Origin of the sequence: Vibrio sp. ArtGut-C1, assembly GCF_002105475.1 — a bacterium.
GTDB lineage: Bacteria > Pseudomonadota > Gammaproteobacteria > Enterobacterales > Vibrionaceae > Vibrio > Vibrio diabolicus.
Genome location: NZ_NCTH01000023.1, coordinates 72801 through 96616 on the forward strand (window position 1 = coordinate 72801; position 23816 = coordinate 96616).

Sequence of the window (23816 nt, forward strand, 5' to 3'; positions counted from 1 at the left end):
CCAATGCATTACGAGACGGTTCGGCTCATTCTTGGTGACCAACTTAATAGCGAGCATTCGTGGTTTCAACGTGTAGACGACTCGGTGCTTTACCTTGTCGCTGAGTTGAAACAAGAAAATACTTACGTTACGCATCACATTCAAAAGGTGTGTGCTTTTTTCTCTGCGATGGCGAATTTTGCCAACGAGCTGCAGGAAGAAGGGCATCAAGTTTTGCACCTTACGTTGGATGACACACAATCTTTCGAGGATCTTGCGCAAGTCTTACAACACTACGTGAGTGAAGTTGGTGCAAGTAAGTTTGAATATCAACGCCCCGACGAATACCGTTTACTAGAGCAGTTAGCCAAACTAAAGCTTGATGGGGTCGTGATGCGCAGCGTCGATTCGGAACACTTTTTGTTACCGTTTGAGGAAATAGAATCGCAGTTTCCTCAAGGTAAACACATCATGATGGAGCACTTTTACCGCCGGATGCGTAAGCGCTTCGACATCTTGATGCAAGACGGTAAGCCTATGGGGGGAAAGTGGAACTACGACGCCAATAACCGAAATAAACTTAAAGCAAAAGACATTGAACAGCTGCCAAAGCCATTAATGTTTAGTCATGACGTCAGTGATATTGTCGAGCGCTTAGGTCGGCACAACATTCAAACCATAGGTAAATTAAATGGTGATTTACTCTGGCCAGTAAGTCGCTCTCAAAGCTTGTCTTTACTCGCGCATTTTTGTCAGGTCTGTTTGCCACTGTTTGGTCGTTTTCAAGACGCCATGACAGGTCAGCACGAGGCTAAATGGAGCTTGTATCATAGCCGGATTTCGTTCTCGCTGAACAGTAAGCTGCTGAATCCGCGAGAGGTGATTGACGCTTCACTTAAGGCATTTCATGCCAATGCCGACATCGATATTTCTCAGGTAGAAGGTTTTATTCGTCAGATCTTGGGATGGCGAGAGTACATCAGAGGCGTTTATTGGGCGAACATGCCTCATTACCCGAAAAAGAATGAACTGGAAGCGAGTAGAAAGCTGCCAGACTTCTTCTGGAACGGCGAAACCAAAATGGCCTGTATGCGCAACGCGATTGGCCAGTCTCTTGATTACGCTTACGCGCACCACATTCAGCGCTTGATGGTAACCGGTAACTTTTGTTTATTAACCGAGATCGACCCAGATCAAGTGGATGAATGGTATCTCGGTATCTATGTTGATGCGATTGAATGGGTAGAAATGCCCAATACGCGCGGTATGGCACTGTTTGCAGATGGTGGGATTGTTGGCACCAAACCGTATGCGGCGAGTGGCTCTTACATCAACAAAATGAGCGACTACTGTAAGGGTTGCCACTACGACAATAAGGCTAGGAGTGGAGAAGGCTCTTGTCCGTTCAACAGCTTATATTGGCGCTTTATGAACAAACACGACAAACGCTTAGCAACGAATCCACGTGTTGGGATGATTTTCCGATCTTGGGACAATATGGAAGAGCAGCAACGCCAAGCGATATTAGATACCGCAGAGCACTATATGGAAAACTTGGAGAGCTTGTAATGGACATACTGATCGTTGGTGGAAATGGCGGCATTGGATTGGCGATGGTTCAACAAGCGCTAGTTCGCTTTCCCCAAGCTCGTGTGCATGCCACTTATCGTAAGCACCAACCAGATTGGCAACACCCAAATGTAGTTTGGCATCAAGTGGATGTATCGCAGGACGAGCAGGTGAAAGCGTTCAGTGAACAAATTGAACATGTTGATTGGTTGGTGAACTGCGTTGGTATGTTGCATACCCAAGATAAAGGTCCTGAGAAGAATCTTAGCTCGCTCGACGCAGACTTTTTTCAGCAAACCATCATGGTTAATACTTTGCCGAGTTTACTGTTGGCGAAATACTTCACGCCCAAGTTAAAACGCAGTACCAACCCCAAGTTTGCGACCATTTCGGCCAAAGTTGGCAGTATTAGTGATAATCACTTAGGCGGTTGGTACAGCTATCGTGCATCGAAAGCCGCGTTAAATATGTTCCTCAAAACCATGTCGATTGAATGGCGGAGAATGGTCAAACACGGGACTGTACTCGCTCTTCACCCAGGCACAACAGATACGGCTTTGTCGGCACCTTTTCAAGCGAATGTACCTGAAGGAAAGCTGTTTAGGCCAGAGCGTGTCGCGCGAGACTTATGGGGATTGATTGACAAAGCAACCCCGCAGGATAGTGGGGCATTTTGGGCTTATGATGGTGCCTTGTTACCTTGGTGAAGCGCAGCTTGGTCTGGGCAAAGTAACCTTGGAAAATAAGGCTAGCAGTGTGGCATAAAGTTTTTGTGGTTCTAACTTTTGACTGATTTGTTTCTTCGGCAGCGCTCAGAACAGTAAACGACTTCGTCCCAATTTCTTGCCCATTTCTTTCTCCAAGAAAATGGGCGATGGCAAACAGAGCAGATTTTGGTTGGTAATTGTGTTTTAAAACCTTTCATCTGGTCCTCCCCATTCGCCATCGTATGCCCTTGAAGTTGAATGAATACGAACTATTTATCAAAGAGATACAGATACTCTTCATACCCCTGCGTTTTCATTTCACTTACAGGCACAAACTTCATTGCCGCAGAGTTCATGCAGTAGCGTAATCCTGTTGGCTTCGGACCGTCTTTAAACACATGACCAAGGTGAGAATCGCCAAACTTACTGCGAACTTCCGTTCTTGGATAAATCAGCTTGTAATCGGTTTTTTCAACGATGTAACCTGGGTTAATTGGCTTAGTGAAACTTGGCCAACCCGTCCCCGATTTGTATTTATCGGTAGAAGAAAACAACGGCTCACCAGTTACGATATCAACGTAAATCCCCGCTTCTTTGTTGTCCCAATATTCGTTGTCGAACGGACGCTCGGTGCCTTCTTCTTGCGTTACGTAGTATTGCAACTCTGTTAAGTTTGATTTGATCTCGGACTTAGCAGGCTTACTGTACGCTTTCACTTTTGATATCAACTTTTTTTCTTCGATCAACTGACGAAGCGTTTTTGGGGTCTCTTTACGATCATCACCAAATACTTCATCCAAGTATTTATCTCGACCAGACGCATAGCGGTAATACTTATACTTTAAGCTGCTCTTTTTGTAGTAGTCTTGGTGATACTCTTCTGCAGGATAAAACTTCTCAAACTCGATCAGTTCTGTTTTCAACGGTTTTGGATAGATCATCGCCTTGTCGATTTCCATCATAAACTGTTCTGCGATCTGCTTTTGTTCCGCGTTATGATAGAAAATAGCAGGGCGATACTGTGGGCCACGGTCGACAAAAGAGCCTTTATCGTCAGTAGGATCGATATGACGGAAAAAGTAGTCCAACACTTGCTCGTAACTAACCACTTTAGGATCGTACTTAACTTCGATCACTTCTATGTGACCGGATTTACCTGATGAAACTTGGCGATAAGTTGGGTTTTCAACATGACCACCAGAATAGCCTGATACGACATCGACTACGCCAGTCAACTGTTCCAAATCCGATTCTGTACACCAGAAACAGCCGCCAGCCAGTGTGGCGATTTCTGCATTCTCTGAAGCCTTCATCTTATCCATCGTATCGGCGGTGCCTGTTTTACTCAAAAGTAGAAACAAGACAGGAAGTGCGAAAGAGAATCCGACCAATAACTTAGATATATTCTTCATAGCTACCTCAACGTTGTTTTCCGTAGAAAGTGTGACTGAAATAAAAAGTGTTACGTATAGAGAAAGGCAACCGAGCGAAAAAATTACAGCAATGTTGAAAATTCCGTTGCCCTTTTATGCGAGAAAGCTAAAGTATCGACACGAAATACACCGCTTGATAGGGCAACGATGTCTTCAACGAGCGATGCTAAATGAGGTAAATCATGCAAGCAGAAGTTAAATGGGTAGAAGATTTTAAATTCCTTGGGCAATCTCAGTCGGGTCACTCCGTAGTGATGGATGGCAATGGCGGTGCAACGGCACCAAGCCCAATGGAAATGGTACTAATGGCCGCTGGTGGCTGTAGCTCTGTCGATGTTGTCGACGGTTTGAAAACGGCAGGACAAAAGGTCTTGTCTGTTAATGCCAAGCTAACCACAGAGCGTCGTGAAACCGCACCACGTATCTTTACGCAAGTGAATATCCACTTTGAAGTTTCAGGTGACGAGCTTGACCCAGAAGTCGTAGCAAAAGTGGCGGCTGACTCGCTAGAAAAATACTGCTCGGTTTGCTTAATGCTAGGTGAAGGTGTTGAGATGACCCACAGCTGGGAAATCGTGTAAGTCGACAGACTCCACAAAATATAAAAACAGGAAAGAGAAAAGTGCAGGCTTTTCTCTTTTTTTATTCCGCAATTCACGTACCGTGTGATTAATCTGAAAGTAGTAATTGCAGGTTTTAGGAGTCTCCCAGTGACAGAACTCGAAAAAATGATGTCTGGTCAAATCTTTGATGGAATGGACAAAGAAATTGACGCCATTAGAAGTCATGCTCTTCAAGCACTTAGAGCGCTCAATAACAATACCGACGAAAGTCAGCGCGACGAATTACAAAAACAGCTGTTTGGCAAAGCGGGTCTTTGCATTGTTCAAGCACCTTTCCATTGCGAGTTCGGTAAAACCATCGAAATCGGCGAAGAAACCTTTATCAACATGAATGTGGTCATGCTTGATGGCGCTAAAATTACCATCGGGAACCACGTGCTAATCGGTCCAAGCGTGCAATTGTATACGGCTTCTCATTCTGTTGATTACCGAAGTCGCCGACGTTGGGAGACGTTTTGTAAACCTATCACGATTGAAGATGATGTGTGGATTGGTGGTAACTCCGTCATTAACCAAGGTGTAACGATTGGTGCTCGCTCGGTGATTGCGGCGAACTCGGTCGTCAACCATGATGTGCCGCCAGATTGTCTATACGGAGGCACACCTGCTAAGTTGATTCGTCGTCTCAACGAAGAAGAGTAAGAATCGATAGTGATGGTATGATGACTCGCTTTACAGGCATAAGAGAATCATGCCATCAGAAAGGGATAATTCGCCAAGGAGTCTAAGATGTCGAACAAGACAGAAGTCCTCATGTGCCCTAAATGTGGGGTAGAAACGCATCATGTAGTGGTGTTAGTCAGAAAGAAAAGTGGCTTTGAAGGCGATAAAAATCGCAACAAGAAAGAGTTCATTGCTGGCTTTCTCAAAAGCGTAGTATTCGGCGCCTTCCTTGCTTCTATGGATGAATTTGAACGTCACTTGATCTGCGAAAACTGTGGTCATAAAACCATTCAACAGTAATTGATAGTCTTTCTTTCTCTGCATAAGTACATAAGTGCGGTTTGAAGCACTGGTTATTCAAATCGCATTATCCTCTTTTAGTGCTTTTGCTCTTCTCATGTTCCTCTCTCAAAAGTGAGTCACATCAGTACGCATTTTAACCGCTTGGGTACAGGTAACTCACTGCTATGTATAATAAATTTCGGTGGGAAATACGTGTTTCAGCTCGATGTTTAATCTCTGTTCTATCGACACGTTTTGGGTCCGTAAACACTTAAATTTCGTTTGCTTTATGTTGCATGTAGTGCAATTGTGTGAATCCGGTCACGTTATTGTTTAATTCATAAAAAAATATTTAATGAATAGTAATTCACAAATATGCTGACCGTATGTGCTATTTAGTTTTGACTTATCTTTTGAGTATTCACTTAGTGAATGTTTTGTTGATTTTAGATTGACTGAAAGTTTGATTTTCTATTCAAACTTGTCAAGGGTTGAATAGATATATTAGAAAACATGAATTTGATCTTGTTTCTATCTTTTGTTTTAAATGCGAAATTCATTATTAACAACGGATGGTTTTGATGATTTCTCTTATGTGTATCCCACCAATTTTAGAAATTGAAAATTAAACTTTCTCAATACAATAACGACTAAAATTAAACGGAATGATGTTCTTATATTTTTTGTATTTTAACTTATACATTTTCACTCATTCATTTTAACTGTTTTTGTTGATTTTAAGTTGTTGATAATAATTGTCTTTTAACTTTTATTTTAATGGCGTTGCTTTGCTGCTTCTTTAATGTTGTGGTGAGTGGTTTTATTTATAAAAAGTCATTTTAAAGTACGTTTTTAAGCAAAGTAGAACGCGACAATACTCAGATAAATAGTATTAAAAAATTAAATAAGGATTTAACCATAAGAGTAATTTTATGGTTGATAGGTTTATTGGGGTTGATTATCTGAATTTTTATGGAATTTCATCCCAATAATCTGTTTGTCTTTAAGTTTATTCTAATAAACTTAATTCTCATGGAAGTTTCAAAACATGCAGCACACAACAAAGTGGATGATGACGCCGCTTGCAATGTTGTTGGGTACGCTGTTTTCAGCGCCATCATTCGCGGTGGAAACGAGTGTAATTGATAGCACTAGCACGCCTGAATCTACACAAAATGAAGGAGATGCGTCCTGTATTGTTTGTAAGTTTAGTGGGGCCGTTTACCTATCTTACGATACAAACATTTACGATAAAGACGACTACCGTTCTGTCCGCAATTTCTCGTGGGGAGGCGATCTCGTTTATTCCTTTTCGAGCGACACAAAAGCCTATTTTTCTACGGGTGGCTATCGTGCCCTAGAAGATGAAGTCGGCACCTACGCGACAGATTCGGTGTTGGGCTTGCAATACACGAACCTATATCGCTTTGGAGATACAGGGAAAATCGGCGTTGCGGGTCAGCTCACCATTCCAACTTCAGAAACATCTCGTAAAGATGAACTGCACACCGCGGTTCGTTTAGATGTGCCGATCTCTTTTTCAGCTTGGAGCGTCGATTTTTCGGTTTCGCCAAGACTGAGAAAAAATTTCCACGAATACAAAACCATGGGGGGACGCTCGCTGACTGAGTGGACTTACTCATTGTTTGCTGTTGCGGAAAAGTCGTGGGAATCGTTCGCAGTGGGGATCACGGCGTTAGGTGGTAACAGCATCAGTTATCAAGGTACGCGCAGAAGCAGTTGGCAGTATGAGGGGGCGTTGTACGGCACATACGAGTTTGATGAAAGCTGGTCATTGCTACTCGCGGCGTCATCAACGGGTTTCTATCAAGATGCAGAGCGAGGCACCTTGGGCAACATCGATTTGTTAGACCAAGAGAAAGCGTCTTACATCGCGACAGTGACTTACTCCTTTTAGGAAAATAACAACAATTAAGGATATCCAAATAATGTTTAAAAAATTGACTCTGGTGTCAGCAATAACGGCCGCACTTGCAGGCTGTGGCGCAGATGATCAGGCGTATGACTATGTCGAAAGAGATGCAAAAGAAGTCGCAGTAAAAGATCTTAAAGACGGTCGTTGGTTTTACGTTCCGACGACTGGTGCCGCGCCACGCTTTGCTCTGAACCAATTCCCATTCTTGCAAGGTTCACCTCGTTACGTTGAGCTTTGTTTTACCAAAGAAGGTCTGGAAGTTCGCAGTTACGATAAAAACTACCCAGACGCGCATCTAAGCAAAGATGCCAATAATTACTGCGGTGAAGAGAAATTTGTCGCAGACGACGACGGCGTTAACTTCGCGCAAGTGCTGACGATTCCGGGTGACTTTGCGGCGTATCGCTGTCAAGAAGACGCGCATGGTGATTGCACCAACAAAGAAGAAACTAACGAAGACGCAAGCCTAAGCTACAAGAAGAAAACCCACTTCACTCCTCGTCCTGAAGATCTCGAAATTGCAGAATTCAATATGGAAGATCTGTATGGCATTACCGAGGGCATTGATGAAATTGGCGCACCACGATTGATCTCGTGGGACTTTGACCCTAAAAACGGTCTTCTCAATTTCGAACTAGAGCGCACGTTCCGTATCGATTTAGATAATATTTCCGACTACATCAACTTTGCAACGAAAGCGAGTTTGGATGAAGCGCTTGTGGATGGCGCGTTTAAATCTCGGTTCTACTACTCGTTGGTGCACGAAAGTGAAGTGGCAACCGAAGGTTACCAACCGATCTTGTACCCAGTGGGTGATGAGAACGACATTGGTTTCTTCACCACGTCGACGAAAAAGCTTAATCCAGTCACGAATAAATACGACCGTGATGTGGTTTACCTCAATCGTTTCAACCCAGATCAAGGTTCTATCAAATACTACTTGAGCGACAATTTCTTTGAAGAGAAGAACAAGTTGTTCTTGGATGCAACGCTGCAATCGATCGACAAGATGAACCAAGCGTTGAATGTATTTGGGGCGGATGCAGGCAAGCCTGAAATCGAGATTGTGAACAAAACCAAAGCAGCTGGTATTCACCCAGGTGATCTGCGTTACAACGTGATTAACCTGATTGACGAGCCTCTAGCCAACGGTCTGCTTGGTTACGGCCCATCGGTTTCTAACCCGATGACGGGTGAAATCATCAAAGGCCACGTGAACCAATACGCAGGCGTTGCAAGAACCGGTGTGCCTTTCTATTGGGATAACTTGGCGCGTTTCTATAATCGTAATCAACTGGACTTAGATGGATTGGATCCACTGCCGACTAATAGTGAAACGGTGAAAACAGAGGTCGAGGATAGAGTTGAAGCCCTCTCGACAATGGCAGCAATGGCGAGCCTGAAATCGGATGAAAACATTTATGCGCCTTTCGTATCAAAAGAAGACATCGTTTCTGGAAAAGCGGCGACGAAGAGCCCAACTCAGCTAATGAAAAACTTCAATGATGACATGGAGTTTGAAAAGGTGGTTGAAGCTGAAGAGAACCGTTTGTCTTTCTGGGCAGAGAACAACGTCTATCCAATCGAAGCGTCGTGGGTTTCTTCAACCAATAAGGCCATGTTGGACAACTTGAAGTTGGATGACGAGCGTTACTTTGAGATCAAACTCGATGACGCAGGTAACGAAGTATCGCGTCAGCTTAAGCGTTGGAAATACCTGCCAAAAGAGTTGCAAGTGAAAGCCGCAGATGCGATTACGGTTGCGACTTACAGCAATACGCTTGTTCACGAGCTTGGTCATAACATGGGTCTGCGCCATAATTTTAAAGGCTCAAATGACAAAGCGAACTACTACACGCTAGAGCAAGCGCATCAACTTGGTTTGAACAACATTCCTGCTTACAGTTCGACGATGGACTACGCACCAAGCATGTTGGATGAAACGCCAACTTGGGGTCTGTACGATATTGCGGCGTTTAAGTTTGGCTACGGTCGTAAAGTCGAGACGATTCAAGATTCTTCAGGTTCAGCTCCTGCACCTGTTGCGAAACCGTCAGACAGTGCGAGCGATGAAGACAAAGCGGCATACGCTCGTTACCTCGCTGATCAGCAAGCCTACCAACAAAGCTTTGCATACAAGTTTGGCAACAATCCAGACAACACATCGCTGATGGTGTGTTCTGAAGTGAAGGCACTAACGGGGAACGAGAAAGGCAAATCACTCTACAACTGTGACTTCAGCCGATTCGATACCGCTGCGTTGTCTGATGATCCTGAACTGAATGCGAAAACTCGTTATGGCGCACTTTACTACCTAGATAAAGTGAATGAAATTGAGCGTAAGTCTTACGATTTCTGTACCGATGGGAACGTTTCTCTAAACAGCGACTGTAACCGTTTTGACGAAGGTACAAACCTAGAAGAAATTGTTTCTTACGAGTGGCAGAATTATCTCGATAGCTATGATCGACGCAACTTGGAGTTATATGGGACGACGGGATTATTCTCGTCCGATTATCCTGGTTACTTAGTGCGCCGTTACATGGAAATGAGCGCTATCCGTGACAAGATGGAAGATCTTGAGCGCATCGATAACCTGTACACCAATCTGGGTTACACTTCGTCAACGGATAAGCCGGGTGACTTCTTATTGCGCCTTGCTTCAAACCCTCAATACTGTAGCGAAGGTAAAGCCGATAACTCATGGTTCTGTGATTACGCGAATGGGGCGAAAAAATCCGCGGCGTTCTTCCTTGATATCTTGCGCACACCAGAGCATCAATGTGTGATAGAAAATGCGGCAGGCAACCAAAAAGTGATTTCTTTTGGTCAACTGTTAGACAACAACTCACACCAAATTCCGGCTGATTACGATCTTTCAACAGCCAGCTGTTTTGATGATTTGGCAGCACGCTTTATCGAAGATTCAGATGAGGGCTATATAGCTGTTGCGGAAACTGCGAATGGACGCTTCCTAAACTCGATTGGTAGCTTTGACCCGGATTACCCTTGGTCAAATGCGGTGTCTGTGTTGGGTAACTGGCCAGATAAAGCGTTGGCGAGCCACTTCTTAGCACGTCGATTCTCGAACCGTTTTACCGACGAGGTGAGCTTTGCATCGCTGCTTGATATCCCTGGGGTGCAAGCTGAATATGAAGACATCATGGGCAACATCGTGGCAAATGACGCGTTAAATACACCAGTTAAACTGGTGGGTAAAGACGGTAAGGAATACACCAATCTAAAAGGTGTTACCGTGAACCTACACATCACTGAGCAAATGGAGTCCTTGCCACCAATGCCTCGTGGTATTGCAAGATTCCTTGATATTGGCGCAGAAGGTCGCGGACGTGTTGGCGATGTCATCTTGAGAATGGGTGTGCGCCAAATGAAGTCTTACGACTACACAGTGAAGACTCGTGGTCAATCTCAGTTTGATACGTTTACGAAGCAACAAGACCGCTACGGTATCATCGCGGGTGACAAGGTTGAGTTTGTTATCGACGGCGAGAAGTTTGTGGCAACAAAAGCAAACAAGCTGGCTTACGACTACGCAAATCAACTGGTGACGTCCAAAGGTTACGATCTAAAAACTTACCTAGATAGCTATGAGCCTGCAACACTCAACAAGGTCGCAGAGAGCATCGATAGCGCTTGGGGGCCATTCCGAACAGCGATTGTCCCAGCGTTCCACGATCCTGTATTGCTGCTGGATGCGCCAATGGTCAACGCAATGAAGCGAACCATTGATGCGGATATCGCGGCAGGTGTGCTGTCGTTCAGCCAGTCTTTCATCAACTTTACGACAGCGAATGTGACTTCGGGTGATTTGGTCATCGATGCAACTTCGGGCACATTGAGCTACAAAGGTGGTAAAGCGCATGATGAGCTGAAAGCGTTCGAAGCTTACACTGATGCGATGCTTTTGATTTACAACGATCACGCCGAAGACATGATGTTCGCGGTCGACAATGTGTACGCAGGGTACATGGCGTCTTCAGATGCTGACAAAGAACTTTGGCTGAAAGATCTCAATATGATTCAAGCGTATTTGCGTGGTGATATCGGCGCTGTGGCTGGTGATTACTACAAGATGCTTGATCGCCTACCAACTGCAGTGAGTTTCCAGTAAATAACTCTTAATTCACTCATACAAAGGCCTGCAGCAATGCAGGCCTTTTTAGTCATAGGATTGATGGAATTTAGGATTGAAAGATGATCTGTCCGTCTTCTGTTATCACAAGTGTCGCTTTGCTTTGTTCGATAAGTTGGGCAGCATAAGAAGGGGTAACGGCCTGCATATCACCTTTAGATCGAAGAGTTAAAGATTCCCACGCTTGATCTCGATATTTCCCTGCTTGGGTGTATTGAATCAGTACTTTCATAGCTTCACGCTCCGGTGTGGTTGACGTGCTACTTAAGTTAACGATCTTAGATTGGTTGCGCATCTGTTAAAAATGAAACATTAGTTTAACTAAATGTACCTTTCCAAATATCGCGCATTGAGCAGAGCAATTTAGAATCCTTGTGATGGAGGGATGAAAAACACTCAATCTTTCGATTCATACTGCGCAATATAATGTTTGAGAGATTTGGTTTCCGCACTCTGAAACTCTTCATCGTGCATACGCAGTGCTTGGATACGGTCGAGGCGGAACTGGCGGTAGTCATCGCGCAATTCGCACCAGGCAACCAGCGTCCAGACTTTGCCCCAAAAGAACTGGCCTAACGGTTGGATTTTTCTCTCGGTCACCTGTCCGCTTTCATCTTGGTAATCCAAACTGACCTTAAACTGATGATCAATCGCGTGGCGCAGAAGCTGCCCTCGTTTGGCAGTCTCGGATTGGGTGTGATAATCGGGCACAATCAGCGGACAATCTTCCACTTGTTGTTTGAGCTTATCGGGCAATACCGAAAGTATTTTGGTGGACGCAGAGTGAGACGCTTTGGCGAGTTCAACATCCGACCAGGCTCGAACCATCCGCATACCCAGTTCAAGCGCCATCATCTCTTTTTCTGAGAACATCAAAGGCGGCAGATGAGAGCCAGCTTGCAATAGGTAGCCAACACCTGCTTCACCTTGAATAGGAACACCAGAACTAAGCAACGACTGAATATCGCGATAAATCGTACGTTCGCTAACTTCCATTCTTTCTGCGAGCTCTTTCGCTGTCACGGCGTAACGCTTTGCGCGCAAAAGCGTCAGTAGCTCAAACAGTCGTTCTGATTTGCTCATGATGTTCCTTATCTAGACCTACTGGTTGTTAGTAGTAGTGTGGCTGATTACTTCTCTAGCTCACTGCACATTTTTAAGTTGTGATGTTTAAGCTCGAAGCTTTCGCAGTCAATCATTGATAACAGAGGCTGAAATTCAGCGGCTTGCTTAAGCTGTTTTCCCGCCTGTTTGGCATCGTCCATTGAACGCCAGTAAATGATGTCTGTCCACACATCGTCCGCCGCTTCGTGACTGAGTGAGCGATACAAAAAGCCCGGCAGATTCTTCACAAACGTTTGTGACTGCTTGGCGGCGGCGACCACGTCTTGCTCTGTTGTGCCTGCGGTTAGACGAAATTGCACAGTTTCGATAACGGTTTCCATATTGTGATTCCTTATTGGTTTTGGCGGATTGCCTGTTGAGTTCCAAATAAGGTTAAGCGGATGGAATGTCAGAACATGTCAGTAGTGAAATCTCACTCACTTATCATCAATATGGTTATTTTTCTGGGCTGTTGTAACGATCCCAGTAAGGTAAATCTGTGCCGAGTTTTTCGCTGATAAAATCGATAAAGGCTCTTACTTTCAACGGCATGTGCTTGCGCTCAGGGAACACCGCATAAATGGCGTGTTCTGGTAGAGAATACTCTTCCATCACCGGTTTTAGATTTCCTGCGGCAAAGTCTCTTCCTGCAATAAATGTTGGTAGTTGCGCAATGCCCGAACCTCTTAACAGCAACTGGCGAATGGCTTCGCTGTTATTGACGATAAAGTTTCCTTTTGGAAGCACCTTGTATTCGCTGCCATTGTTGATGAACATCCATTCGACGCCGCCACGGAAATAGGAGTAGCGCAGGCAGTTGTGACTGACTAAATCACTTGGTTTTTGTGGTGTGCCGAACTCCGCTAAGTAATCTGGTGAGGCACAAAGCACACTTTTACAAGGGGCGAGACGTTTTGCGATTAGATTGGAAGAGGTGAGCTCACCAATACGGATCCCCAAATCAAAACCGTCTTTAACCAAATCGACCATTTTGTCTTCGAGGTTTAAATCCACTTCAATTTTCGGGTAACGAGCGAGAAACTCGCTGATCAAAGGCGCGATATGCAGCACACCGAAAGACATCGGCACGGTAATTTTGAGCCGACCTTGTGGAGAGCCTTGCAGCTCCGATACCGCGTCCACGCCTTGCTGGGCTAGGTTGAGCGCTTGAGAGGCGTACTCAAAATAGCGTTCTCCCGCTTCGGTCAGGCTCAGCTTACGCGTGGTTCGGTTAAGGAGACGAATGCCCAAATCGTCTTCTAGTTGGTTGATGCGTTTGCTGATCGCCGATTTCGTCAGATTCAGCTGTTTGGCCGCAAGGGAAAAGCTGCCGCATTCGACAACAGCAACAAAAACGGGCAGGGAGGCAATCGCGTTCACATCAATCTCCTATCATCGTGAAGCATTTATTGTTGAGCATAAGGATACAATTAATTTCCAATTATAGAGATTATCTTCAAGAAGAAAACAATCTAGACTATGCACCAGTATTACGACCTTGATTTTGGGAAGAAGAAAATGAAGTACGATTGGATCCTGTTTGACGCTGACGAAACCTTATTCCACTTTGATGCTTTCAAAGGTTTGCAGCTTATGTTTTCTCGCAAAGGCGTAGATTTTACTGAACAAGATTTTGCTCATTACCAAACCGTAAACAAACCGCTTTGGGTGGATTACCAAGACGGCAAAGTAACGGCAGATGAGCTAAAACATAACCGCTTTACCGAGTGGGCTGAGAAGTTGAATACCACAACAGCCGATCTCAATAGCGCATTTTTAGAAGCAATGGCCGATATTTGCAGTTTGTTGCCAGGTGCAAAAGAGCTGATGGAAGCGCTGCAAGGCAAAGCTAAAATGGGCATCATCACCAACGGTTTTACAGAGTTGCAAGCAATTCGCCTTGAGCGCACAGGGATGACTGAGTATTTCGATAAAGTGGTGATCTCTGAACAAGTGGGCGTAGCAAAACCGGACTTAGGTATTTTTGAATACGCGATGCAGCAAATGGGCAACCCATGCAAAACGCGCGTACTGATGGTGGGTGACAACCTGCATTCCGATATTCTTGGTGGCAATAACTTTGGTATTGAAACTTGCTGGTTAAATACCACAGGCGCAAGTGTCGATGAGCGTATCGCACCAAATTACACCGTTGAGTCTTTGAGTGAACTAAAGAACATTTTGGTGGCGTAACCGAATCGGGTATTATTCCGCAGTAACCCTCAGAAAAATCAAGGAATAACCATGCCAGACATCAAACAGCTAGACAGCAAAGTCGTTTACCAGAATAAGTGGATGACGGTGCGTGAGGACAAAATTTTACGTCCGAGCGGCGCAGAGGGCATCTATGGTGTGGTCGACAAACCTGATTGTGCTGCGATTCTGGCTATCGATAATGGGATGATTCACTTGGTTCAGCAGTACCGTTACACCGTAGGTCAACGTTGCTGGGAGATCCCACAAGGGGCGTGGGAATCAAACCCAGATGCGGATCATCTTGAGCTTGCCAAAGGTGAGCTACGTGAAGAAACGGGCATGCAGGCGAGCGCAATGGCGTATGTCGGCGCGCAGTTTATCGCATACGGCTTTTTGAATCAGACATGTCACGTCTACTTCGCCAGTGATTTAACGGACGTGGGCAATCAACTCGACAGTGAAGAAGAGGATTTGATCACTCGCGCTTTTTCTGTTGAGGAGTTCGAACAAATGATGATCGACGGCACGATCAAAGATTGTGTCACTATCGCGGCTTATGGTTTGGCGAAGCTGAAGAAATTCATTTAATGATAATTTTTAATGAAAACAGCGGCCTAGTGCCGCTGTTTTTAGTTTGGGAGAGCTCGTTGAGCCATCGCTTACTCGTCGATTTTCTTACCTAAAATTTCTACTTTTGCTTTCTTGGTCACCCCCGCGACTTGCAGCGCTGTGCTGCCAACCGATTCATAGTTCAACTCGATCTTGTCTAATTTCGCGTTATCTTTTGTTGGTAGGCTTAAGCTTCTTGATGACATGCCTTTAGTCAGAACACCTAAACTGTCGAACGTCTTTTCCTGACCATCTTTCATGATCACTTTAACGCTTTTCAGATCGACCGTACCTTGCGTACATTTGATTTTGATGTGGCTGAAACGAGCGTTAGCAAATGGTGACAGTGGATTGACTGTGTCGGTTTCCGATTTAAAACTGACGGTTTTATCTGCAATCTTGTCCCAATCGTTGTCTCCAGCAATCGATTGGAAAGAGGCTACAGCCGCTAAAAGACAGAGCGCGATGGTGTTGAACAGTTTCATAGCTTTTCCTTACCTTAGGTTTAGATATTCTGTTTAATCAGTTCGATGACGTGTGTGACTTCGTCTTGAGTTAAAGCCCCTTCTTTCACGAATAAAACTTCGCCTTGTTTATTTTGTACGATAATCGCAGAACTTTCTTGCTGAAGATCCCAAGTTGTTGCTAATACGCCATTTTTGTCTAACACCATGGAAGACCAAGAGAATGTCTTTTTGCTGTCCTCTGCCGACGATTTTACAAATGTACCGGTTCCCCATATGGCGTCTTCTTGGTTGATCACGGTTGTGGTCTGATACTGATCTTCAGGAAAGTGAGCGGCAGTGATTGCTGACATCAGCGGCGCGTTCATCTCTTTGGCTTTACTACGACCTGCAATGGCTTGTATCACACGGACTTTGCCTAACATCTGCTGAGTTGCCCAAGGTTGATAAGCCACATCGTCTCCTTGCAGCGTCATTTCACCATAGGTATCAATGCTGACGGAAGGGGGGGGTGACCGACAGAAAGGTTATGAGAGAAGGCGAATGTCGGGGCGAGTGCGAGTAAGAGTGACAGAACAGATGGAGTTTTCATTGGGGGTTCCTGTAACGAAGTGAGGTTAGAGCGAATCAAAATAAGGGGCAAATACGATGCCCCTTATCGGATATGGCGATTAGTTAGAAAGTACAACGCGCGCATTTAGCGGTTGCAGCGGACGATTGTTTTGTCCCATGACTTCCATCAGTTTCGCGGCTTGATCTTTGGATAAGGTTTGAGTGTCTTTAAGCACAAACCAGCGCACACCTTCTGAACATGGCGGTGTGGTTAAAGAGCCGTTAAATCGATAGTAGTTTGCAGTTTTTGGCAGTAAGTCGTTAATCTCAAACGTATCTTTAAAGAACGTGGTTTGATTCTCTTGTGGGATTGCGTTGATCAGTTTAGACAGCGCTGCGTTTTGATCACCAGCATCAAACATCACCGAAATTACCGCCAACTCGCCGTCTGCGTTGGCGTGTACAAAGTGCGCTTCAAGTGGATATTGGCGGCCTTTGATTTGGTTTTCTGAAGGTGTGTGGAAATGGAACTGTTGCAGCTCGAACGTCTCGCCATCGATGGTGAAGCTGTTACGTCCGTTCACTTGCGCTTGCAGCGTATGACCATTGTTGGTTAAACCAATGACCTGACCAGTGTACGAAAGGTTCAGTGCTTCCAGTTTTGCGTCGGCTGGGTTGTCGATGTTGATTGGGCTTTGGTTTTTCGTGGTTGCGCAGTCTTTGGCGATTTCTCCCCAGTGCTCTGGCCCGTGTTTGTCATTGCCATAGCCCCATTCCGAAGCCTGAGCCGCGCTTAGAGTGAGAAGTGAGAGTGAAAAAGCAAGTAGTGTTTTGTTCATAATAATGTCTCTGTTCGGTCGCTTCGATAAGCGTTGTTACAAGGCAATGACCTAGAGGTTTGATCACTGCCTGACAAATTAGAAACGGTGGCTGAGTTGGGCACCAATTAGGAACGCATTTGAATGGGTCACGCCCGTCACCATAGGTGCAGGAACACCTTCATACGCGTACTCTTCTACGTTGACATCTTCACCAATCAAGTACGTCATGCCGATGTCAACCGTGGTATCTGATGACCATTGGTAAGAGGCGCCCGCAGATAACCAGTGACGGTTCGAATCTGGGATAGAAAGCGAAGTCAGCTCATCGACAGGTGTTTTGTCGAACATGTAACCCGTGCGTAGTGTCCAACGTTCATTGGCGTACCAAGTCGCACCGATGGAGTAGTGCGCGGAGTCTTGCCACTGAAAATCTTTTAGCAACTGATCATCAGCTTTCAAGCTGTCAAATGCTGACCAACCAATCCACTGCACAGAATAGTGCAGGGCAAATTTAGGTAAGACGCGGTGATAACCGGAAAACTCCGCAATATCCGGTAGAGGCATAGCAAGCGAGTCGTACGATTCGCCAGCAAAGTGGATGTCGCCCTTGGCATCTATGTTAGGGCTGTGCTTGTAGCTTAAACCTAAGCGATGACGCTCGTTAAACTCGTACATCATGCCAATGTTCGCGCCAAGCCCAATGCCACCAGCTTCCACATCAAGTGCGTTGCCTTTTACGGATCCACAGCGTTGTTCTAGTTCGTTTCCAAGTATGTTCCCACCAACGCAAACACCCACGTCCATATCGCGGTACAGCTCACCAGAGCCGTAAATCACATCAATACCACCACCGATACTAAAACGGTCGTTCACCTTGTATGCCAAGCTTGCGCCAAGGTTGACACTCGCTACGCTGGTGACACCGCCAAAAACAGGTGCGCCATAGTTTGGTTTAAACTCCATGTCGGTTCCGAAGTTGGAGTATGCCGATAAGCCTAGATACCAGTCGTCGTTGATAGGGTGAATAAAGTAAAAATTGGGTACAACGGCTGGTTGACCAACGCCATCGACGTCATCAATGTCGGTCACGGTTTGAGAGAAGGACGGGGTAATATCAACTTGAGGGGACGGAGGAAAACCGCCCATACCAACATTGACATCTGCATTAATGTTAGCTTGATGATATTGCGCATTTTTAACGGTAACGTCAGGTTTGACGTAAGTGACACCGAACGATAAGGCACTTTGTTTAAACAGCGTCATCGCTGCGGCGTTGCGGCTGACTACAGACGCATTATCACCAATGACGGCATCACCAGCAAAAGCACGACCAAGACCCGTCGCCGAATGTTCGTTAATTTGAAAACCACCGGCATACGCCGTCGAGGAGGCTAACCCGATTAATAAATAAATCGGTGAAAGAGTGAATTGTCGCTGCATGTTTTTCTCATGAATTAATTAGAAGTTGTATTGCAACGAAAATCAGTAAAATAAACAAATCTGACCAGTGTATTTAGGGGTAAAACTAACAGTATGTTGACAATAAATAAATTTAACTTAATAAATATTTATTGGTGAATTTATTAATGGTTCATGTCGTGAATGTGGTGGTTATTTTACGTGTAAATTAAACTCAGAGCCTCTATTTTTATTTTTGCGGTATTACTTCTCTATTTTTATTGTGCTGACTGTTCCCTAACAAATAGAGGGAAATCCAGCGATAAAGTGTCCGTGATGGAAACTCTGAGTCATTTGTATTTCCATTGCATCCCAACGTTGGTAGTTCGAATCAGCAAGAGAACTATCGTTTAAACCCACATGACACACTCCTCTCGGTCTTACCTGTGTTATGTGGGTATTTTTTATTTAACTTGCCACTTAACTCCTCTTTAAATGCATAATCAAAATGACCATAATCAAATTTTAATGGATGGCATATTGAATAATTTTTTATTTTACTGGTTTATTGGTATTTAAAAGTTTTGTTTATAATACTTATAACTTGAAATTTTGTATTTAAATTATTGTTCATCTATATTTAAATATAAATTAGACTCATGTATATGAAAACAAAATGGCCACGAAATATCGTGGCCATTTTTAATCATCAACGTATTTATGATGATTAAGAGTTTAACCTATAAGAAAGTCTTATTAAAAGCGAAACTCTTCTAAGTTATTGCTGCTTTCCAACATTTTTTCAGCAACATAACGATGCGTGGCTGTGGTTGGGTGAGTCACATCCCAGAACACAAACTTATCTGCGCCAGATGCCGCACACTCAGAGCGTAATGAATGGGTGTACATGTAGTCAACAGAGGATGAGCGGTTGATGTCCAGACAAGGCTCACTTGCATTCACGAACCCGTGTTCTTCTGGTGCCGAGGTTAACGTCTCAAACAGCGCGTGCGTATCAAACAATGAAATGTTGTAACCTTGAGCTTTATAGTACATCGCTTGTGCTTTGATGAACTCGTTCATTTTCAATACTTTCGCGCGAATCGTTTCAATTTCTTTCTGCGTTGAGTATTTGAACTGTGGTGCTTTGGTTGCGTCTGGCAGTGTCATCAACATGAAGTTCTTCGCGCCCGCGTCTGTTAGACGAATCAGAGCTTCAGCGTAATCCGCTTTTACTTCCGGCACGCTACGGTTGTAGTTCATGAAATCATTTAAACCAAACTCCAACGTAAACAATGTATTCGCTGGGTTGTAGTTTTTCGCCAGTTTTGTGTAGGTCAAGTAAGAAGAAACTTGTTCGCCGACACCTGTTAGCGCAATGTATTGGTTCTCACCTGCTGCGCCGCCAACTGCCCAGTTATAAAGCGGTAAGTTTTTGGCTTTAGCAACGTATTCCGTCCAAACAAAACCGTTCGAGAAGTGACCTAAGAACCAGCTGTTTGGGTTAGGGAAGCGCCATTGGGAAGCGTTAAAGATGTTGCCTGTATCAGATAAGCTGTCGCCCAAAGCCACTACTTTGTTGATTTGATCTGGTTGCATTGCAGCATCATTGCTCCAGATCGTGTGGTTATAAGAATAGCGATTGTCAGCAGCAAAAAACGTAATGTCTGCGTTCTCGTTCGCCAGATCTAGTGTTTCTTCACAGCGCTGGCGAATCACGTTTTGTGAAGTGTTGGTGTAGAACATGTTTTTAAATGAAACAGAGCTCCACCAATAACCGTCGATAGTGAAGTCACTACCATCTTGGTTTTTTGCCCATTTCCAGTCGGTAGCCGCATCATCCTTAGAGTGGCTCGTACGATACCAGCAGCGAACGTAAGTATAGGTTTGATTTTCTTGCGTGCTGACCACTTCAGACGCAGAAACCATTTCTGGTGATAATGTTGGCTCCTCTGCAACGGCAGAGGCAAGCGGAAGTAATGCAGTTAATAGTGTGATTGTTTTTTTCATCATTCACTCTTCTTGTAATGGTTATGGTTCCGAATACGTGAATACGCTCGGCTATAACAGTATTTAGATGAGAATTTTTCTCACTAAACCTTCTAATTCTGAGTAAATACTCAAGACAGTCAACAACTAAATATTCAATATTTCAGTTTTGGCACCACGGTCAAAAAATCCATTCAGCATAGCAATCGATTAAATGTGTATTATTTAGAATAATTACTCACTAACATTAATTTAACATGCACTTTTTGTTAATTAAGTGATTGCTTTATAAGGTTTTGTTTATGCTTTTTGATGTTAACTAAAAATGTTTATTGAATGATCTTTTGTACAAAGTTGTATATTCATGAAACAAATTGTTTGGCATTTTTGGCCTATAAACTATAGCTGAAGCTCTCATGCGAACATCATGGTGATGACTTTTCATGAGAATATAGTGAATAAAAATTAGCTCAAATAAGGAATAGGGCAAATGCACTACACAACAAGTAAAAAACAAGGCTTATTTTCGTTGTCTGCCGTAGCGATAGCACTGACCACTTCTATGTCAGCGTTTGCGGCTCCACCAATGGGATTTGATGAATCTAAGTTACCGACGAAGTACATCGTCAAATTCAAAGAAGATGCAGTCAGCCGATCTTCAATGGGTGGTAACTCTTTTTGGGGACCACGAATCGCGCAGGAGTCTGTTTTAGAACAGGTGAAGGCACGTAAGGTGGAAAAACTGGGTAATCGCGCCATTTACAGCGTTGAGTTGGATGGTGATGACTTAGAACCACTTCGTAATCGCAGTGATGTGGAATATGTCGAAGTCGATCCGCCTCGCTATTTGCTCAGCGAAACTACCCCGTGGGGTTATGAAGCGGTTAATGCTCAACAGTTAGACGACTTCAATGCTGGTAATCGCACTGTATGTATTATCGATTCAGGGTACGACATCTCGCACAACGACCTAAGCGGCAACCGTGTTGCAGGTACTAACGATAGTGGTACAGGATCATGGAGCGATCCGGGTAACAATAACGCCCACGGTACTCACGTTGCAGGTACTATCGCAGCGATTGCCAACACCGAAGGTGTGAAGGGCGTGATGCCAAACCAGAATGTGAATTTGCACATCGTGAAAGTATTTAACGAATCAGGTTGGGGTTACTCATCTGGACTTGTTAAAGCGATCCAAACGTGTGCAGATAATGGTGCCAACGTTGTGAACATGAGTCTTGGTGGTAGTCAATCAAGCCGAACTGAGCAAAATGCACTGCAAAACATTTACGATCAAGGCGTTCTGCTAATCGCCGCAGCTGGTAATGACGGTAACACCGCACACAGCTACCCAGCTTCTTACGATTCAGTTATGTCTGTTGCTGCTGTCGATAACCAGAATGATCATGCGGCGTTCTCGCAATCTACTGATCAAGTTGAGATCTCTGGCCCAGGTGTGGCGATCTTATCAACGGTTACGGTAGGCGAAGGTAAACTTTCTGATATTACCTTGAATGGCGTAAGCCAGTTTGATCGCGGCATTGTCCCTCACAATCGTTTGATCAATAACGGCTCTTCGTATGTGCCAGATCCAATCGCTGGTTCAGTAACAGCAATGCTAGATAGCTGTGATGTATCTGGCGGTAACTTTAACTGTGGTGATATGTCGGGCAAAATTTGTTTGACTGAACGTATTGGCAACCAGTCTTCAGGTAACTACCCAGAAGTGGATGCGGTTCAAGCTTGTTACAATGCAGGTGCGCGAGCTGCAATCGTATACAGCAACTCTGAACTACCTGGTTTACAAAACCCATTCTTGGTAGACACAAACAACGCTTATCGTATGGTTTCGGTAACGGTTGATCGTGCATTTGGTCAAGAGCTGTTGGGGTATGTTGGTCAAGAAATTACGGTTTCAACCACCTCTGGTGAAGATTACGAGTACTACAATGGTACATCGATGGCAACACCTCATGTAACTGGCGTAGCAGGCTTGGTGTGGAGTTACCACCCAACGTGTACAGCAGCGCAAGTACGTAATGCCCTAGTTCAAACGGCAACAGACATTGATGTCGCTGGACGAGACAACCGCACAGGTCACGGCCTAGTGAATGCGGAAGCAGCGAAACTGTTCTTGGATGCGGGCTGTAACGGTCCTGACGGTGGCGGTAGCTCTTCGGACTCTAGCTTCTCAAACGCCAGCCCTGTTGCGATTCCTGACAACAAATCTTCTGGCGCAATCAGCGCAGTAGATGTCGATCGCTCTGGTGATTCAGGTACAGTAAGTATTGACGTTGATATTAGCCACACTTACATCGGTGACCTACGAGTGACGCTAACTTCACCGACTGGTGGAGAAGTCGTGCTTCACGATAATACTGGCGGCAGCGCTAACGATATCAAAGCCACTTTCCAAGCGGATTTCTCTGGTTTTGAATCACAAGGTTCTTGGGAACTAAAAGCGGTAGACAGTGCCAGAAGAGACACAGGCACAATCAACAGTTGGACTCTGACTTTTCAATAAGGAGTGGCTATGAAGAAGTTGACCTTACTTTCTTTGTCTGCGGTGAGTGCTACCGCACTATTGGCAATCGGACTAAGCTCGGCCAGCTTGGCGAACAATCAAGGATTTCCGCTCGTGGATGAACGTTCTGAACAAGCTGAGCAACAACCTACGCGTTACTTTGTTAAGTATCACAAAGGGAAAGAGAGCGAAGTGAGAGCGCTTCTTCGTCAACATAACCTTAAAGTGGTTGATGCGTTGGTGAAGCAACAGGTACTGGTGGTGAGCGGCGAACAAGCGGACGTCGATAAGCTATCTGGTAATGAATCCGTTGAATACACCGAGCAAGAACCAACGAGAAAGTTGTTGTCTCAATAAGATAGCCTCAATATGAAAAACGCCCCTCACGTGAGGGGCGTTTTGTTTGAGTGCTTTTCCTGCTAGAGCCTTTGAGAGATGAATGCCGACGAGCCTAATTCTGCATTCATAAGAATAAAAGCTTAGCGCACAATCAGGCCAAGTAGGATACCTACAATGCCGAAGTCAGCATCACTGAATGTTGTGTTTGCAAAGCCAAGATCACCCAGTACTGGCATTAGGAAGACAGGTAGGAAAGTAATCAGTAGACCTTGTGCAAACGCACCTAGAATTGCGCCGCGACGACCACCTGTTGCGTTACCAAATACACCCGCAGCCGCACCCACAAAGAAGTGTGGAACTACACCAGGGATAATCACAGTAAGGAGCTATTGTCAAATGTGGTGTATGGAGATCATGCAGTAGCCTGTTGATGAGTCTCCATTTCTTTCACTCCATCGATGAAGCGAACATCTTT

At 44.7% G+C, this 23816-nt stretch carries 21 protein-coding genes and 2 pseudogenes; 11 read left to right on the forward strand and 12 right to left on the reverse strand.

Annotated elements, in window-relative coordinates; genetic code table 11:
• The first annotated feature begins 3 nt into the window (after window positions 1-3).
• Entirely contained in the window at window positions 4-1548 is a 1545-nt protein-coding gene (locus tag B7360_RS17895) for a cryptochrome/photolyase family protein (RefSeq protein WP_085344246.1), read from the forward strand.
• Entirely contained in the window at window positions 1548-2255 is a 708-nt protein-coding gene (locus tag B7360_RS17900; RefSeq protein WP_085344248.1) for an SDR family oxidoreductase, read from the forward strand. The genes B7360_RS17895 and B7360_RS17900 overlap by 1 nt, the downstream gene beginning before the upstream one ends.
• Before the next feature lie 71 nt (window positions 2256-2326).
• Here the strand turns inward: B7360_RS17900 and B7360_RS17905 are convergent, their stop codons facing one another.
• Together B7360_RS17905 and msrB are read right to left on the reverse strand one after the other, a co-directional pair.
• The gene (locus B7360_RS17905) at window positions 2327-2473 is read right to left on the reverse strand and encodes a DUF2256 domain-containing protein (RefSeq protein WP_074189751.1); all 147 of its coding nucleotides are present in this window, start codon (window positions 2471-2473) and stop codon (window positions 2327-2329) included.
• Window positions 2474-2524: 51 nt separating this feature from the next.
• On the reverse strand, window positions 2525-3667 hold the full coding sequence (msrB, locus tag B7360_RS17910) for a peptide-methionine (R)-S-oxide reductase MsrB (RefSeq protein WP_085344249.1): 1143 nt from the start codon (window positions 3665-3667) through the stop codon (window positions 2525-2527).
• Between the two features lie 203 nt (window positions 3668-3870).
• On the opposite strand from msrB, the gene B7360_RS17915 reads away from it, so the two are divergent.
• From B7360_RS17915 to B7360_RS17935, 5 genes are all read left to right on the forward strand, one after another.
• Complete coding sequence (locus tag B7360_RS17915; protein WP_005393675.1) at window positions 3871-4269, forward strand: OsmC family protein; 399 nt, start codon at window positions 3871-3873, stop codon at window positions 4267-4269.
• 129 nt (window positions 4270-4398) lie between these two features.
• The gene (locus tag B7360_RS17920) at window positions 4399-4953 is read left to right on the forward strand and encodes a sugar O-acetyltransferase (RefSeq protein ID WP_005393677.1); all 555 of its coding nucleotides are present in this window, start codon (window positions 4399-4401) and stop codon (window positions 4951-4953) included.
• 87 nt (window positions 4954-5040) lie between these two features.
• Window positions 5041-5274, forward strand: coding sequence for a hypothetical protein (locus B7360_RS17925; RefSeq protein WP_053808146.1), 234 nt, complete (start codon window positions 5041-5043; stop codon window positions 5272-5274).
• A 1030-nt stretch (window positions 5275-6304) separates the two neighbouring features.
• Window positions 6305-7174, forward strand: coding sequence for a hypothetical protein (locus tag B7360_RS17930; RefSeq protein WP_005393683.1), 870 nt, complete (start codon window positions 6305-6307; stop codon window positions 7172-7174).
• Window positions 7175-7205: 31 nt separating this feature from the next.
• A complete protein-coding gene (locus tag B7360_RS17935; protein WP_085344251.1) occupies window positions 7206-11324 on the forward strand; it encodes a M66 family metalloprotease in 4119 nt (1372 codons plus the stop codon).
• A 70-nt stretch (window positions 11325-11394) separates the two neighbouring features.
• On the opposite strand, the gene B7360_RS17940 is transcribed toward B7360_RS17935, so the two are convergent.
• From B7360_RS17940 to B7360_RS17955, 4 genes are all read right to left on the reverse strand, one after another.
• Window positions 11395-11577: a hypothetical protein gene (locus B7360_RS17940; RefSeq protein WP_085344265.1), complete on the reverse strand. Its 183-nt coding sequence runs from the start codon at window positions 11575-11577 to the stop codon at window positions 11395-11397.
• A gap of 164 nt (window positions 11578-11741) precedes the next feature.
• Window positions 11742-12428: a YafY family protein gene (locus B7360_RS17945; protein ID WP_085344253.1), complete on the reverse strand. Its 687-nt coding sequence runs from the start codon at window positions 12426-12428 to the stop codon at window positions 11742-11744.
• 47 nt (window positions 12429-12475) lie between these two features.
• Window positions 12476-12790, reverse strand: a complete 315-nt coding sequence (locus tag B7360_RS17950; RefSeq protein ID WP_085344255.1) for a hypothetical protein — start codon at window positions 12788-12790, stop codon at window positions 12476-12478.
• A gap of 115 nt (window positions 12791-12905) precedes the next feature.
• A complete protein-coding gene (locus tag B7360_RS17955; protein ID WP_005384329.1) occupies window positions 12906-13829 on the reverse strand; it encodes a LysR family transcriptional regulator in 924 nt (307 codons plus the stop codon).
• 138 nt (window positions 13830-13967) lie between these two features.
• Between B7360_RS17955 and yjjG the strand changes: the two genes are divergently transcribed.
• Together yjjG and B7360_RS17965 are read left to right on the forward strand one after the other, a co-directional pair.
• Entirely contained in the window at window positions 13968-14642 is a 675-nt protein-coding gene (gene yjjG, locus B7360_RS17960) for a pyrimidine 5'-nucleotidase (protein WP_029800868.1), read from the forward strand.
• A 51-nt stretch (window positions 14643-14693) separates the two neighbouring features.
• Complete coding sequence (locus B7360_RS17965) at window positions 14694-15233, forward strand: NUDIX hydrolase (RefSeq protein WP_005393699.1); 540 nt, start codon at window positions 14694-14696, stop codon at window positions 15231-15233.
• Window positions 15234-15304: 71 nt separating this feature from the next.
• Here B7360_RS17965 and B7360_RS17970 read toward each other — a convergent pair whose 3' ends face one another.
• The 5 genes and pseudogenes from B7360_RS17970 to B7360_RS17990 all read right to left on the reverse strand — a co-directional run bounded on the left by B7360_RS17970 (window position 15305) and on the right by B7360_RS17990 (window position 20502).
• Window positions 15305-15739 (reverse strand): hypothetical protein, encoded by a 435-nt coding sequence (locus tag B7360_RS17970; protein WP_085344257.1) that lies wholly within the window; start codon window positions 15737-15739, stop codon window positions 15305-15307.
• A gap of 20 nt (window positions 15740-15759) precedes the next feature.
• Window positions 15760-16310 (reverse strand): annotated as a pseudogene (locus B7360_RS17975) (YtfJ family protein).
• 79 nt (window positions 16311-16389) lie between these two features.
• A complete protein-coding gene (locus B7360_RS17980; RefSeq protein WP_020841751.1) occupies window positions 16390-17109 on the reverse strand; it encodes a carbonic anhydrase in 720 nt (239 codons plus the stop codon).
• A 78-nt stretch (window positions 17110-17187) separates the two neighbouring features.
• On the reverse strand, window positions 17188-18531 hold the full coding sequence (locus tag B7360_RS17985) for an OmpP1/FadL family transporter (protein WP_085344259.1): 1344 nt from the start codon (window positions 18529-18531) through the stop codon (window positions 17188-17190).
• Between the two features lie 714 nt (window positions 18532-19245).
• Window positions 19246-20502, reverse strand: coding sequence for a type 2 secretion system lipase (locus tag B7360_RS17990; RefSeq protein WP_101911924.1), 1257 nt, complete (start codon window positions 20500-20502; stop codon window positions 19246-19248).
• Between the two features lie 466 nt (window positions 20503-20968).
• Between B7360_RS17990 and B7360_RS17995 the strand changes: the two genes are divergently transcribed.
• Together B7360_RS17995 and B7360_RS18000 are read left to right on the forward strand one after the other, a co-directional pair.
• Window positions 20969-23002, forward strand: a complete 2034-nt coding sequence (locus tag B7360_RS17995; RefSeq protein ID WP_085344261.1) for a S8 family serine peptidase — start codon at window positions 20969-20971, stop codon at window positions 23000-23002.
• Between the two features lie 9 nt (window positions 23003-23011).
• Complete coding sequence (locus B7360_RS18000) at window positions 23012-23359, forward strand: hypothetical protein (RefSeq protein WP_005395359.1); 348 nt, start codon at window positions 23012-23014, stop codon at window positions 23357-23359.
• A gap of 122 nt (window positions 23360-23481) precedes the next feature.
• Here B7360_RS18000 and B7360_RS18005 read toward each other — a convergent pair.
• Window positions 23482-23724 (reverse strand): annotated as a pseudogene (locus tag B7360_RS18005) (PTS transporter subunit IIC); the annotation flags it as partial.
• Window positions 23725-23816 lie beyond the last annotated feature (92 nt).